This window comes from Caballeronia sp. GAWG1-5s-s (genome assembly GCF_023631445.1).
In the GTDB taxonomy this organism is placed as follows: Bacteria; Pseudomonadota; Gammaproteobacteria; order Burkholderiales; family Burkholderiaceae; genus Caballeronia.
On sequence record NZ_JALQDC010000004.1, the window covers coordinates 41,081 to 55,219 of the forward strand.

A 14,139-nucleotide genomic window follows, 5' to 3' on the forward strand; every position below is an offset into this window, starting at 1 on the left:
CATCAAAGAGTAACGCCGGTCCTGGGACCGGCGCTCTCGTCACATGTTCGGATAGTTCGGCCCGCCGCCGCCCTCCGGCGTCACCCAGACGATATTCTGCGTCGGGTCCTTGATATCGCACGTCTTGCAGTGAACGCAGTTCTGCGCGTTGATCTGCAGGCGATCGCTGCCGTCTTCCGATTTCACGAATTCGTAGACGGCGGCGGGGCAGTAACGGCCTTCGGGACCGGCATACGTCCGCAGATTCACGTTGACCGGCACGCTCGGATCTTTCAGCGTCAGATGCGCCGGCTGATTCTCTTCGTGATTCGTGTTCGAGATGAACACGGACGAGAGGCGATCGAACGTGAGCTTGCCATCAGGCTTCGGATAGACGATCGGCTTGCACTGCGACGCCGGCTTCAGCATCTCATGATCCCAGTGCTGATGATGCAGCGTCCACGGCACGTTGCCGCCCATCACCTTCTGCTCCAGCCCGACCATGAACGAGCCGAGGTACAGGCCCTTGCTCATCCACTGCTTGAAGTTGCGCGCCCGGTAGAGCTCGGTCTTGAGCCAGGAGTTCTCGAAGGCTTCCGGGTAAGCCGTCAGTTCGTCGGCCTGACGTCCGGCCTGCACGGCGTCGAACGCGGCTTCGGCGGCCATCTTGCCGGTCTTGATCGCCGCGTGGCTGCCCTTGATGCGGGATGCGTTCAGGAAACCGGCGTCGTCGCCAGCGAGCGCGCCGCCCGGGAACGTGAGCTTCGGCAGCGACATCAAGCCGCCCGCCGTAATGGCCCGCGCGCCGTAGGAGAGGCGCTTGCCGCCTTCGAGGAACCCGCGGATTGACGGATGCGTCTTGTAACGCTGGAATTCCTCGAACGGCGACAGGTACGGATTCGAATACCCGAGCCCGACGACGAAGCCGACCACGACCTGATTGTTGTCCATGTGATAGAGGAACGACCCGCCGTACGTGTCGGGTTCCAGCGGCCAGCCGGCCGTGTGAATCACGAGTCCCGGCTTGTGCTTGACCGGATCGATCTCCCACAATTCCTTGATGCCGATGCCGTACACCTGCGGATCGGCATTCTGATTGAGCTTGAACTTGTCGATGAGCTGGCGTCCGAGATGCCCGCGCGCGCCCTCGCAGAAGAGCGTGTACTTGGCGTGCAGTTCCATGCCGAGCTGGAAGTTCTCCGTCGGTTGTCCGTCCTTGCCGACGCCCATGTTGCCGGTGACGACGCCGCGCACCGAGCCGTCGTCGGCATAGAGCACTTCCGCTGCCGGAAAGCCGGGAAAAATCTCGACGCCGAGCGCTTCGGCCTGCTGCCCGAGCCAGCGCGTGACGTTGCCCAGGCTCACCACGTAGTTGCCGTGATTCTTGAAGTTGTCGGGAAGCAGCCAGTTCGGGACCTGCTTCGCGCCGGTCGGCGACAGGAACAGGAACCGGTCTTCGGTCACTTCGACGTCGAGCGGCGCGCCCTGTTCCTTCCAGTCGGGGATGAGTTCCGTGAGGCCGCGCGGGTCCATCACCGCGCCCGAGAGAATGTGCGCGCCGACCTCCGAGCCTTTCTCCAGCACGCAGACGCCGATTTCGACGCCTTTTTCCGCCGCCAGTTGCTTCAGGCGAATTGCAGCCGACAAACCCGCTGGGCCGCCGCCGACGATCACCACGTCGTATTCCATCGATTCGCGGGGACCGTATTGCTCGATAAGGCTCGCCGGGGTCATCAATGTTCCTCTCTACCGTTAGAATGGCCTTCCAAGATCGCGTATTGTCAGCGAACGTCAGGCGGGCTGCAACCGAAGGTGTCTTGATCTGCACGATCGTACTATTTTTTGTGATGCCGTGGTATCGGTGTCTACGCCAAGTGGCGCGACCGCGCGCCTCGCGCTGCCCGCGTCCCCCGCAAGGCTGAATCAACCGTACAAGAAGGAAGCACAATGGGCCGTTCGATCAACCTGGAAGGCAAGGTCGCGCTGATTACCGGCGCGTCCAGTGGGCTCGGGAAGCGTTTTGCGCAGGTGCTGTCGCAGGCGGGCGCGAAAGTGGTGCTCGCAAGCCGCCGCGTCGAGCGGCTGAAGGAACTGCGCGCCGAAATCGAGGCGTCGGGCGGCGCCGCGCACGTCGTGTCGCTCGACGTGACGGACTACCTGAGCGTCAAGGCCGCCGTTGCGCACGCCGAAACGGAAGCCGGTACCATCGACATTCTCGTCAATAACTCGGGCGTCTCGACCACGCAAAAGCTGACCGACGTGACGCCGGCGGACTTCGAGTTCGTCTTCGGCACGAATGTGCGCGGCGCGTTCTTCGTCGCGCAGGAAGTGGCCAAGCGCATGATCATGCGCGGCAACGGCGCGGCCAAGCCCGCTTATCGCATCATCAACATCGCCTCCGTGGCGGGGCTGCGCGTGTTTCCGCAAATCGGCCTGTACTCCATGAGCAAGGCCGCCGTCGTGCAGATGACCAAGGCGATGGCCATGGAATGGGGCCGCCACGGCATCAACGTGAACGCGATCTGCCCGGGTTATATCGACACCGAGATCAATCACCACCACTGGAAGACCGAGCAGGGCCAGAAACTCGTGTCGATGCTGCCGCGCCGGCGCGTCGGCGCGCCCGAAGACCTCGACGGCCTGTTGCTGCTGCTTTCGGCCGACGAATCGCAGTTCATGAACGGCTCGGTCATTTCGGCGGACGACGGTTTTTCACTATGAGCATCGCGCGGGCAAACGCCGTGCGGTGCGCTGTTTTCAGACACTGGAAGGTTGAATGAGCAACACCAATACGCCCACGAACGCGCCCACGAACGCAGACCCCGAATTTCACACGGTCTTCGAAATGTCCATGCCCATCCGCTGGGGCGACATGGACGCCTTCGGGCACGTCAACAACACGGTCTATTTCCGCTACATGGAGCAGGTCCGCATCTCGTGGTTCGAGCAGATCGGCGCGGCGGGCGCCAACGGCGAGGGCCAGGGGCCCGTCATCGTGAATGCGTCGATGGAGTTCCTGAAGCAACTGCACTATCCCGGCGACGTGATCGCGCGCATGTCGGTCGGCAAGCCGGGACGCAGCAGTTTCGATACGCGCTTCGAGCTGTATCGCGCTGACGCGCCGGGCACGCTGTACGCGCGGGGCGCGGCGAAGGTCGTGTGGGTGGACTACGCGGCGGGCAAGTCGGTGCCGATTCCCGATCTACTGCGTCAGTTGATCGAAACGGCCGCGCCGGTCGCGTCCTGATCGCCTAAGCTCAGTTGCCGAGCAGCCGCTGCAGAAGCTCCGTTGCGTTGCCCGTGTCGTATTTGCGCATGAGCCGCGCGCGGTAGATATCCACCGTGCGCGGGCTGATATCGAGCACGCGGCCGATCTGCTTGCTCGTTTTGCCCGTGACGAGTTGCGCGGCGATCTCGCGTTCGCGCGGCGTCAGTTCGATGGCGACGCGCCGCGTCGCGCTCAGGTCCTCGAACGTCCAGACGCCCGCCGCATGCGGCGCGGCGCGGTCGAGCGCGCGGCCGGTCACGTGGCACCAGAAGAGTTCGCCGTTCGCGCGTTTCATTATGCGGTCGTCGCTGTACGTGCCGCGGCCGCTGATATGCGCCGCGATGCGCTCCCCGATGCGCGCGAATTCGTCCGGCGTCGGATAGAGCACCTCGAACGAGCAGCCGATGAGCGTCTCGCGGGTCGCGCCGAAAATCGCGCAGACCTCCTCGTTGCAGTCTTCGATGGTGCGCTCTCGCGACAACACCAGCCCGACGGGCGCGAGATGAAACGCGGTTTGATAGTCCAGTTCACGCATGTCGATTCCGGCGCCCGGCCGGCGTCGCAAGCAACGACGGGCGCGGGCAATGACTTATGTATTTTTGCGTATTGTGCAGGATGGATCGCGCAGCGTACCCTTTCGGCCAGATGAAAACGCCGCCGCGCGCTGCCTGGCGGCGCTAAAACCGGTTCTTTAGTCGGGTTCAACATGGAAGGGACAAACAGATGAACAAGGTCTATCCCAGCGCGAAAGCGGCGCTCGATGACATCGTCAAGGACGGGCAGACGTTCGCCGTCGGCGGATTCGGCTTGTGCGGCATTCCGGAGGCGCTGATCGCCGCGCTGCGCGATTCGGGCGTGAAGGGCATCACGTGCATCAGCAACAACGCGGGCGTCGACGGCTTCGGTCTCGGCCTGCTGCTGGAGACGCGCCAGATCAAGAAGATGATTTCGTCCTACGTGGGCGAGAACAAGGAATTCGAGCGGCAATATCTGGCCGGCGAACTCGAACTCGAATTCACGCCGCAGGGCACGCTCGCCGAAAAGCTGCGCGCGGGCGGCGCGGGCATTCCGGCGTTCTTCACGAATACCGGCTACGGCACGATCATCGCGGAAGGCAAGGAAACGCGCCAGTTCGGCGAGAACCACTACGTGCTGGAGCATTCGCTGACGGCGGACGTCGGGCTCGTCAAGGCGTGGAAAGCCGACAAGTCGGGCAATCTGATCTATCGCCGCACGGCGCGCAACTTCAACCCGATGTGCGCGATGGCCGGCAAGATCACGGTCGCGGAAGTGGAAGAGATCGTGGAAGTCGGCGAGCTCGATCCGGACGCGATCCACACGCCGGGCATTTTCGTGCAACGGCTCGTCCTGAATGCGCATCCGGAAAAGCGCATCGAACAACGCATCGTCCGCGCGAAAGGAGAATGACCATGGCTTGGACTCGTGACCAGATGGCCGCGCGTGCGGCGAAGGAATTGCAGGACGGCTTCTACGTGAACCTGGGCATCGGCTTGCCGACGCTCGTCGCGAATCACGTGCCGCCGGGCGTCGAAGTGTGGCTGCAATCGGAGAACGGGCTGCTCGGCATCGGGCCGTCGCCGACCGAGGAAGAAGTCGACGCCGATCTCATCAACGCGGGCAAGCAGACGGTGACGACGCTGCCGGGTTCGTCGATCTTTTCGTCGGCGGATTCGTTCGCGATGATTCGCGGCGGCCACATCAACCTCGCCATTCTCGGCGCGATGCAGATCAGCAAGAAGGGCGATCTCGCCAACTGGATGATTCCCGGCAAGATGATCAAGGGCATGGGCGGCGCGATGGACCTCGTCGCGGGCGTGAAGCGCGTCGTCGTGCTGATGGAACACGTGGCGAAGGGCGACCAGCACAAGATTCTCGAAGAGTGCACGCTGCCGCTTACCGGCGTGGGCGTCGTGGATCGCATCATCACGGATCTCGGCGTGATCGACGTGACCGATAGCGGCCTCAAGCTCGTCGAACTCGCCGACGGCGTGACCGTCGAAGAGATTCAGCGCAAGACCGGCGCGCCGCTCGACGTCAGCAGCGTGCAGTAAGTTCGCAAGAGAACGCGGTCCGAAAGCGGGCGGGGCGGAAGGCTTCGCCCGCTTTGCTTTTGGGGCGCGCAAGGCATCGTCCGTTTGGCTAACGACGCTCGGCCGTGCGCCGGACGCTTTAGAATCGATCGGACATCTTCCACGAGGAATCTCCATGAGCGCATCCATCGTCGTCGAAGCTTCACATTCCACGCTCACCGCGCCGCGCCAGCGTTTCGTGCAGTGCGCGAGTCCGGCGGGGCTGCATCGCATGGCTTACACCGAATGGGGCGATCCCGCCAATCCACGCGTGCTGCTGTGCGTGCACGGGCTGACGCGGTCCGGCCGCGACTTCGACAAGGTCGCGCAGGCTTTCGCAAGCGAGTATCGCGTGGTGTGTCCGGACGTGGTCGGCCGCGGCCTCTCGGACTGGCTCGCCGATTCGCGTTACTACGGTCTCGCGCAGTATGTCGCCGACATGGTCACGCTGATCGCGCGGCTCAATGTGGAAACGGTCGACTGGTTCGGCACGTCGATGGGCGGGCTGATCGGCATGGTGCTCGGCGGGTTGAAAAACACGCCGATCCGCAAGCTGCTCCTGAACGATGTCGGGCCGCATATCGAGCCGGTGGCGCTCGAGCGTATTCGCAGCTACCTCGGCAAGCCCGCGCGTTTTGCATCGCTCGATGAAGGCATCCGGCAGGCGGCGGCGCTCGCGGCGTCCTTCGGGCCGCTCACGGACGAGGAGTGGGCGAGCATCAACGCGCCGCTTCTGCATGAGCGCGACGGCGCGTGGACGTTCCGCTACGACCCGGGCATCGCCGCGCCTTTTTCCAAGGCCACGGACGAACAGAACGCCGCAGGCGAAGCGTTCTTGTGGCATTCGTTCGCGTCGATCGCGACGCCGGTGCTCGTCGTGCGCGGCGAAAGCTCGGACCTGCTGTCGCGCGAGACGGTCGCGCTGATGGTCGAGAAGGGGCAGGCGGTATCGAGCGTGGAAGTGCCCAACGCCGGCCATGCGCCCGCGTTTCTCGACAGCGAACAGATCGCCGTCGCGCGGCGCTTCTTTCTCGAAAACGAGGCCCGCGGGGCATAATATCGGGCTGAGCGCGTGACGCTCTGTCTCGTTTTTGAACTCATCACAGGACTGGATAACCCATGGCAGTTACTCGTCATCACGTCGGCGCGCGCCTTTCCGAGATCGCCATTCATAACGGCACGGTGTACCTCGCAGGCCAGATCGCGGAGGACACGGAGCAAGACATCACCGGCCAGACGCGCGAAGTGCTGGGCCACATCGACCGTCTGCTCGAAGAGGCGAACAGCGACAAATCGCACCTGTTGTCCGTGCAGATCTTCATCTCGGACATGGTGCACTTCGCCGGCATGAACGCCGTGTGGGACGCGTGGGTCGCGCCGGGCCACACGCCGCCGCGCGCCACCGTCGAGGCGAAGCTCGCGAATCCGGCTTGCCTCGTCGAAGTCGTCGTGGTGGCGGCGCAGCGTAGCTGAACCGGCGAGCAGCACGACCGTCGTGGCTTTACCGTATGACCGAGAGCACCGTCCCCGCTGACACGCTGCCCGAGCCGTCGTTCGACGACGCGCTCGCGTTCGTGCGCGAGCACGCGAAGGACGCGCGGCTCTCGACGGGCGAATTGCTGGCGGACCACGCGGCGGGCACCGCGCGCATCATGCAGACGCTCAACGTCGACCCGCATGCGGTCGCCGCCGCCGCGTTGTTCGCCCTTGCGCCGCATCTCGACCATCCCGAGACGTTGATCGCCGAACGCTTCGGCCCGGAAGTGCAGCGGCTCGTGAGCGACGTGCGCAAGCTCTTGCGCCTCGGCTCGGTCAGTTCCCGTGCGACGCTCGCCGCGTTGCCCGACAACACGCGCGACGCGCAGGCGGCGCGCCGCGCGCAGGTCGAATCGCTGCGCAAGATGCTGCTCGCGTTCGCGCAGGATATTCGCGTGGTGCTGATCCGGCTCGCTTCGCGCCTGCAGACGCTGCGCTACCACGCCGCGAACAAGACCGAGCCGCCCCCCGAGGTGCCGCGTGAGACGCTCGACATCTACGCGCCGCTCTCCAACCGTCTCGGCATCTGGCAACTGAAGTGGGAACTCGAAGACCTGTCGTTTCGCTTCGAAGACCCGGTCACCTATAAGCGCATCGCCAAGCTGCTCGACGAAAAGCGCATCGAGCGCGAATCGTATGTGACCGAGGCGATCGCGCGGCTGCAAAAGGAATTGGACACCGCGCACATCAAGGCCGAAGTGAGCGGCCGGCCCAAGCACATCTACAGCATCTGGAAGAAGATGCGCGGCAAGCATCTCGACTTCTCGGAACTCAACGACGTGCGCGCGTTCCGCGTGATCGTCGGCGATATCAAGGATTGCTACACGGTGCTCGGCATCGTGCATAACCTGTGGCAGCCGGTGCCGCGCGAATTCGACGATTACATCTCGCGGCCGAAGCCGAACGGCTACAAATCGCTGCATACGGTGGTCGTCGGCGACGACGGACGCGCATTCGAAGTGCAGATCCGCACGCACGAGATGCATCAGTTCGCCGAGTACGGCGTGGCGGCGCACTGGCGTTACAAGGAGGCCGGGGCGCGCGGCTACGCGGGCCAGGCCATGGCAAGCGAGAAGTACGACGAAAAGATCGCCTGGCTGCGTCAGCTTCTCGCGTGGAAAGACGACGTAGAGGGTGATCGTCCCGGCTGGCAGCATCTGCGCGACGCCACGCTCGACGACGACCACATCTACGTGCTGACGCCGCAGGCGCGCGTGATCGCGCTGCCGCACGGTTCGACGGCGGTCGATTTCGCGTATCACCTGCACAGCGAGCTCGGGCATCGCTGTCGGGGCGCGCGTGTCGATGGCGCGATGGTGCCGCTGAACACGCCGCTACAGAACGGTCAGACGGTCGAGATCATCGCGGTGAAGGAGGGCGGACCGTCGCGCGACTGGCTCAATCCGCAACTCGGCTATCTGCACAGCCCGCGCGCGCGGCAGAAAGTGCGCGCGTGGTTCAACGCGATCGACGCGGCCGAGAACGTCGCGCAAGGCCGCGCGATCGTCGAAAAGACGTTGCAGCGCGAAGGCAAGACGTCGGTCAATCTGGATCAGCTCGCGGCCAAGCTGGGCTTCAAGGCGCCGGAAGAGCTATACGCGGTCGTCGCCAAGGACGAGTTCAGCCTTCGCAACATCGAGCAGGCGCTCTCGGACGCGCCGCCGCCCGAGCCGGAGCCGGAAGCGCCCGCGCAGTTCGAAAAGCGCAGCAGCGGGCAAAGCGTCGCGCATGGCGCGTCGACGGGCGTGCTGGTCGTCGGCGTCGACGCGTTGCTCACGCAGCTCGCGCGCTGCTGTCGTCCGGCGCCGCCCGATCCGATCGCAGGTTTCGTCACGCGCGGCAAAGGCATGTCGATTCACCGCACCGACTGCGCGACGTTCCAGCGCATGGCGCATCGCTCTCCCGAGCGCGTGCTGCATACGACGTGGTCGGCCGAGGTGATGAACGGCCGCGGATCGTCGGTCTATCCGGTGGATCTCGCGGTGGAGTCGGCGGACCGGCAGGGGCTGCTGCGCGATATCTCCGAAGTGTTCGCGCGGGAGAAGATGAACGTGATCGGCGTCAAGAGCCAAAGCCGGCGGAACATCGCGTTCATGCAGTTCACGGTCGAGGTGTCGAACGCGGCGCAGATCCAGCGCGCGTGCACGTTGCTCGGCGAAGTGCCGGGCGTCATCCGCGCGTCGCGGCGCGCCTAGCGGTTCGCCTGGCGTTTCATCGCGCGGAAACTTGAACGGATCGGCGAATATTTTCGCGATTCATGTACAGAAACACTTGCCAATATTCGAAACGCTCCATATAATCTCACTTCTTTCAGGCTCGTAGCTCAGCTGGTTAGAGCACCACCTTGACATGGTGGGGGTCGTTGGTTCGAGTCCAATCGAGCCTACCAACGAAAACGAGACTTCGGCGAATCATTGGTTCACGGAGTTTCACTCCGCAAGAAGCGCGAAGGCGCAAAAGGCGAATAAAGAAATGGCACTTCGAACGTTGACCGAAACATATTCGGAGCGACGCTAGTCGAGGACCTCTTTCGCCTTCTGCCCTTTTTGTTTCGCGGTATGTGTGAAAAGTGAATGCGGCCCCTCGAAAGCGGGGCCGCATTTTTTTTGTCCCTCGGTTTCTGTTTCTCGATACCGCGGGCCAGTGCTTATTCGAACTCGCTCGGCGTGCGCCGGCGTCCTGGAGAACGAAATGGTTTCGGTACGTTTGCCTGATGGGTCGGTCCGCCAATACGACCACCCGGTGACCGTCGCGGAAGTCGCGGCATCGATCGGCGCGGGCCTCGCCAAGGCGGCGCTCGCCGGCAAGCTGAACGGCGAGCTCGTCGATACGTCCTTCGTGATCGACCACGATTCTTCGCTCGCCATCGTCACCGACAAAGATCCGGAAGGCGTGGACGTCGTTCGTCATTCCACGGCGCACTTGCTCGCCTACGCGGTCAAGGACCTGTTCCCTGAAGCGCAGGTGACCATCGGGCCGGTCATCGACAACGGCTTCTACTACGACTTCTCGTACAGCCGTCCTTTCACGCCCGAAGACCTCGAGAAGATCGAGAAGCGCATGCAGGAAATCGCGAAGAAGGACGAGCCGGTGTCGCGCCGCGTCGTCTCGCGCGACGAGGCGGTCGAGTACTTCAAGAGCATCGGCGAGCAGTACAAGGCCGAAATCATCTCGTCGATTCCGGAATCCGACGAGATTCGCCTCTACTCGCACGGCAATTTCATCGACCTGTGCCGTGGCCCGCACGTGCCGTCCACCGGCAAGCTCAAGGTCTTCAAGCTGATGAAGGTCGCGGGCGCGTACTGGCGCGGCGATTCGAAGAACGAGCAATTGCAGCGCATTTACGGTACCGCCTGGACCAAGAAGGAAGATCAGGATCAGTACCTGCACATGCTCGAGGAAGCGGAAAAGCGCGACCATCGCAAGCTCGGCAAGCAACTCGACCTGTTCCACTTGCAGGACGAGGCGCCCGGCATGGTGTTCTGGCATCCGAAGGGCTGGTCGCTGTGGCAACAGGTCGAGCAGTACATGCGCCGTCGCGTGAACGAGGCCGGCTATCTGGAGATCAAGACTCCGATGGTCATGGACCGTTCGCTGTGGGAAGCGTCGGGTCACTGGCAGAACTATCGTGAAAACATGTTCACGACCGAATCGGAAAAGCGCGACTACGCGATCAAGCCGATGAACTGCCCGGGCCACGTGCAGGTGTTCAACCATGGTCTGCGGTCGTACCGCGATCTGCCGCTGCGCTACGCGGAGTTCGGCTCCTGCCACCGCAACGAGCCGTCGGGCGCGCTGCACGGTCTCATGCGCGTGCGGGGCTTCGTTCAGGACGACGCGCACATCTTCTGCACCGAAGACCAGTTCATCGCCGAGTCGATCGCCTTCAACACGCTCGCCATGAGCGTGTATAAGGACTTTGGCTTCGAGCACATCGACATCAAGCTGTCGCTGCGCCCGGAACAGCGCGCGGGCACCGACGAGATCTGGGACCGCGCGGAGCAGGGCCTGCGCGAAGCCCTGACCGCTTGCGGTCTCAAGTGGGAAGAACTGGCGGGCGAGGGCGCGTTCTACGGTCCGAAGATCGAGTATCACATCAAGGACGCGCTCGGCCGGTCCTGGCAGTGCGGCACGCTGCAACTCGACATGGTGCTCCCGGAGCGTCTCGGCGCCGAGTACGTCGCGGAGGACAACAGCCGTCGCCGCCCCGTGATGCTTCACCGCGCGATCGTGGGTTCGATGGAGCGTTTCCTCGGCATCCTGATCGAGCACCATGCCGGTGCGATGCCGCCGTGGCTCGCGCCTGTGCAGGCAGTCGTGCTGAATATTGCCGAAAGTCAGGCCGAATACGCGGCATCTCTCGTCCAATCGTTGCAAAAACAAGGGCTTAGAGTTGAGGCCGATTTGCGCAACGAGAAGATTAGCTATAAAATACGCGAGCACACGCTGCAAAAGGTCCCGTATTTGCTGGTTGTCGGGGACAAGGAGCGTGAAGCGCAAACCGTGGCCGTGCGTGCTCGTGGCGGTGTCGATCTCGGCGTCATGCCGGTCGACGCATTCCTCGAACGTCTGCAGCAGGAAGTGCGGGCGTTCAAGTAAGTCACCCGCAGCGCGGCTAGTTTTTTCATTTTTAGAGGAAACGTAACATCGCTACTGATAAGTCGTCACATCGCATCAACGGTGAAATCACTGCACCGGAAGTGCGCTTGGTCGGAGTGGACAACGAGCCGCTCGGAATCGTGAAACTGGCCGAGGCGTTCCGTCAATCGGAACAGCTCGACGTGGATCTCGTCGAAATCGCGCCGCAGGCCTCGCCGCCTGTCTGCCGTTTGATGGATTACGGCAAGTTCAAGTACTCGGAAGCGAAGAAGCAGCACGAGGCAAAGCTGAAGCAGAAGATCGTGCAGGTGAAGGAAGTCAAATTCCGCCCCGGCACGGATGACGGTGACTACAACGTCAAGCTGCGCAACCTCACGCGCTTCCTCGAAGACGGCGACAAGACGAAAATCACGTTGCGTTTCCGTGGGCGCGAAATGGCGCACCAGGAAATCGGCATGCGCATGCTCGAACGCCTGAAGGCGGATCTGGACGAAGTCGGCCAGGTCGAGCAGATGCCGAAGATGGAAGGCCGCCAGATGATCATGGTGCTGGCGCCGAAGAAGAAGGCGAAGTAAGCACAGTAGTAAGCGATGGATCGCGCGCCACCCGGTCTGTAGACAGGGCGGTCAGCGCGGCATCGCCAGCGGTTTCAGAAGCGTGCCGGATCAGCGGCGCGGTTCATGAAAAGCGGCGGTCTACCAACGAGATCGTCCGCATACAAGTGGCGCGTGGGTTTCGAAGGGCGGGAAGGGATCTTGGCCGGTACGTGAAGATCAGCCGCACACCCATGACCATCTAATAAACTGGAGTTGTTTCATGCCGAAGATGAAGACCAAGAAGAGTGCTGCAAAGCGCTTCGTGGTGCGTCCGGGCGGTACCGTCAAGCGCGGTCAGGCCTTCAAGCGCCACATTCTTACCAAGAAAACCACCAAGAACAAACGCCATCTGCGTGGCGCCACGGCCGTTCATGATTCCGATCTGAACTCCGTCCGCGCAATGCTGCCGTTCGCCTAACCTCATCTAACTTAAGGAGAGCAACATGCCTCGAGTAAAACGTGGGGTTACCGCACGGGCCCGTCACAAGAAGATCATTCGTCTGGCCAAGGGTTACCGCGGCCGTCGCAATAACGTCTATCGCATCGCCAAGCAGGCGGTCATGCGCGCTGGGCAATACGCCTATCGCGATCGCCGCAATAAGAAGCGTGTGTTCCGCGCGCTGTGGATCACGCGTATCAACGCGGCGGTGCGTCAGCACGACATGACCTACAGCGTGTTCATCAACGGCCTGAAGAAGGCTTCGATCGAACTCGACCGCAAGGTGCTGGCTGACATGGCTGTGTTCGACAAGGCTGCTTTTGCTGCGATCGTCAAGCAGGTGAAAGCCGCCGTCGCAGCCTAATTGCGAAATTAGTACTGCGTGGTTTGCCTGAGCGCCGCCGTGTCGTAGACGGTTGCGGGAAGGCAGAAAACGGGGCTCTCACCGAGCCCCGTTTTTGTTGGCCGGACGGTTTTGCGCATGACCTGGCCTGTTGGCTCTGTTCGCTTCCAGGTCACGCGCAAAACCGTAAATCAGACTGAACTTTCGACGTTGAAAAGATGGGATCAATGGATCTGGACCAGATTGTCGCCGACGCGAAAAGCGCCTTTGAACACGCCACCGATGCCACGACGCTCGAAAACGAGAAGGCCCGCTTTCTCGGCAAGTCCGGCGCGCTGACCGAACTGCTGAAGGGCTTGGGCAAGCTCGATCCCGAAGCGAAGAAAACCGAAGGCGCGCGCATCAATCAGGCGAAGCAGCAGGTCGAGGCCGCGCTCAACGCGCGCCGTCAGGCGCTGGCCGATGCACTGCTGAACCAGCGGCTCGCCGCTGAAGCGATCGACGTCACGCTTCCCGGGCGCGGCGCGGGCGTGGGCACGCTGCATCCGGTGATGCGCACGTGGGAACGCGTCGAGCAGATTTTCGGCTCGATCGGTTTCGACGTGGCCGATGGTCCCGAGATCGAGACCGACTGGTACAACTTCACGGCGCTTAATAGTCCGGAGAATCATCCGGCGCGTTCGATGCAGGACACGTTCTACGTCGATGGCAAGGACGCCGAAGGACGCCCGCTCCTGCTTCGCACCCACACGAGCCCGATGCAGGTGCGCTACGCGCGCATGAACAAGCCGCCGATCAAGGTGATCGTGCCGGGCCGCACGTATCGCGTGGACAGCGACGCCACGCATTCGCCGATGTTCAATCAGGTCGAAGGCCTGTGGATCGAGGAGAACATCAGTTTCGCGGACCTGAAGGGCGTCTACACCGATTTCCTCAAGAAATTCTTCGAGCGCGACGACATTCTCGTGCGCTTCCGCCCGTCGTATTTCCCGTTCACGGAGCCGTCGGCCGAGATCGACATGATGTTCGAGCACGGCAAGAACGCGGGCAGATGGCTGGAAATCTCCGGCTCGGGCCAGGTGCATCCGACCGTCATCCGCAACATGGGCCTGGACCCGGAGCGGTATATCGGCTTCGCGTTCGGCAGCGGCCTCGAGCGTCTGACCATGCTGCGTTACGGCGTGCAGGACTTGCGCCTCTTCTTCGAGAACGATCTGCGTTTCCTGCGCCAGTTCGCCTGAAGCCGCACAGCCCGCGACGCCCGGTTTGCGCAGAAGCATCGGGCGAGA

At 62.8% G+C, this 14,139-nt stretch carries 14 protein-coding genes and 1 tRNA gene; 13 read left to right on the top strand and 2 right to left on the bottom strand.

What is annotated here, in order from left to right; translation table 11 throughout:
- Positions 1 to 39: 39 nt before the first annotated feature.
- Positions 40 to 1,713: an electron transfer flavoprotein-ubiquinone oxidoreductase gene (locus NCR34_RS06015; RefSeq protein ID WP_250499294.1), complete on the bottom strand. Its 1,674-nt coding sequence runs from the start codon at positions 1,711 to 1,713 to the stop codon at positions 40 to 42.
- Positions 1,714 to 1,926: 213 nt separating this feature from the next.
- Between NCR34_RS06015 and NCR34_RS06020 the strand changes: the two genes are divergently transcribed.
- A complete protein-coding gene (locus tag NCR34_RS06020; protein WP_244848441.1) occupies positions 1,927 to 2,700 on the top strand; it encodes an SDR family oxidoreductase in 774 nt (257 codons plus the stop codon).
- A 55-nt stretch (positions 2,701 to 2,755) separates the two neighbouring features.
- On the top strand, positions 2,756 to 3,226 hold the full coding sequence (locus tag NCR34_RS06025; protein ID WP_250499295.1) for an acyl-CoA thioesterase: 471 nt from the start codon (positions 2,756 to 2,758) through the stop codon (positions 3,224 to 3,226).
- A gap of 10 nt (positions 3,227 to 3,236) precedes the next feature.
- Here NCR34_RS06025 and NCR34_RS06030 read toward each other — a convergent pair whose 3' ends face one another.
- Entirely contained in the window at positions 3,237 to 3,782 is a 546-nt protein-coding gene (locus NCR34_RS06030; RefSeq protein ID WP_175940071.1) for a LuxR C-terminal-related transcriptional regulator, read from the bottom strand.
- A 188-nt stretch (positions 3,783 to 3,970) separates the two neighbouring features.
- Here NCR34_RS06030 and NCR34_RS06035 point away from each other — a divergent pair, with 188 nt between their 5' ends.
- The 11 genes from NCR34_RS06035 to pheS all read left to right on the top strand — a co-directional run bounded on the left by NCR34_RS06035 (position 3,971) and on the right by pheS (position 14,091).
- Complete coding sequence (locus NCR34_RS06035) at positions 3,971 to 4,675, top strand: CoA transferase subunit A (protein WP_206467987.1); 705 nt, start codon at positions 3,971 to 3,973, stop codon at positions 4,673 to 4,675.
- A 2-nt stretch (positions 4,676 to 4,677) separates the two neighbouring features.
- Positions 4,678 to 5,319 carry a CoA transferase subunit B gene (locus tag NCR34_RS06040; protein WP_248321967.1) on the top strand — a complete coding sequence of 214 codons (642 nt, stop codon included), beginning with the start codon at positions 4,678 to 4,680 and terminating at the stop codon, positions 5,317 to 5,319.
- A 154-nt stretch (positions 5,320 to 5,473) separates the two neighbouring features.
- Positions 5,474 to 6,394 carry an alpha/beta fold hydrolase gene (locus NCR34_RS06045; RefSeq protein ID WP_250499296.1) on the top strand — a complete coding sequence of 307 codons (921 nt, stop codon included), beginning with the start codon at positions 5,474 to 5,476 and terminating at the stop codon, positions 6,392 to 6,394.
- Between the two features lie 62 nt (positions 6,395 to 6,456).
- On the top strand, positions 6,457 to 6,810 hold the full coding sequence (locus NCR34_RS06050; protein ID WP_250499297.1) for a RidA family protein: 354 nt from the start codon (positions 6,457 to 6,459) through the stop codon (positions 6,808 to 6,810).
- A 35-nt stretch (positions 6,811 to 6,845) separates the two neighbouring features.
- The gene (locus NCR34_RS06055) at positions 6,846 to 9,068 is read left to right on the top strand and encodes a RelA/SpoT family protein (RefSeq protein ID WP_250499298.1); all 2,223 of its coding nucleotides are present in this window, start codon (positions 6,846 to 6,848) and stop codon (positions 9,066 to 9,068) included.
- Between the two features lie 117 nt (positions 9,069 to 9,185).
- Positions 9,186 to 9,262: transfer RNA gene (locus NCR34_RS06060), tRNA-Val, on the top strand.
- A 302-nt stretch (positions 9,263 to 9,564) separates the two neighbouring features.
- Positions 9,565 to 11,472: a threonine--tRNA ligase gene (gene thrS / locus NCR34_RS06065; RefSeq protein ID WP_175940077.1), complete on the top strand. Its 1,908-nt coding sequence runs from the start codon at positions 9,565 to 9,567 to the stop codon at positions 11,470 to 11,472.
- A gap of 47 nt (positions 11,473 to 11,519) precedes the next feature.
- The gene (gene infC / locus NCR34_RS06070) at positions 11,520 to 12,047 is read left to right on the top strand and encodes a translation initiation factor IF-3 (protein ID WP_175940639.1); all 528 of its coding nucleotides are present in this window, start codon (positions 11,520 to 11,522) and stop codon (positions 12,045 to 12,047) included.
- A gap of 241 nt (positions 12,048 to 12,288) precedes the next feature.
- Positions 12,289 to 12,486 carry a 50S ribosomal protein L35 gene (gene rpmI / locus NCR34_RS06075; protein ID WP_004191477.1) on the top strand — a complete coding sequence of 66 codons (198 nt, stop codon included), beginning with the start codon at positions 12,289 to 12,291 and terminating at the stop codon, positions 12,484 to 12,486.
- A 25-nt stretch (positions 12,487 to 12,511) separates the two neighbouring features.
- The gene (rplT, locus tag NCR34_RS06080) at positions 12,512 to 12,871 is read left to right on the top strand and encodes a 50S ribosomal protein L20 (RefSeq protein WP_008350196.1); all 360 of its coding nucleotides are present in this window, start codon (positions 12,512 to 12,514) and stop codon (positions 12,869 to 12,871) included.
- Between the two features lie 206 nt (positions 12,872 to 13,077).
- A complete protein-coding gene (gene pheS / locus NCR34_RS06085) occupies positions 13,078 to 14,091 on the top strand; it encodes a phenylalanine--tRNA ligase subunit alpha (RefSeq protein ID WP_250499299.1) in 1,014 nt (337 codons plus the stop codon).
- Positions 14,092 to 14,139 lie beyond the last annotated feature (48 nt).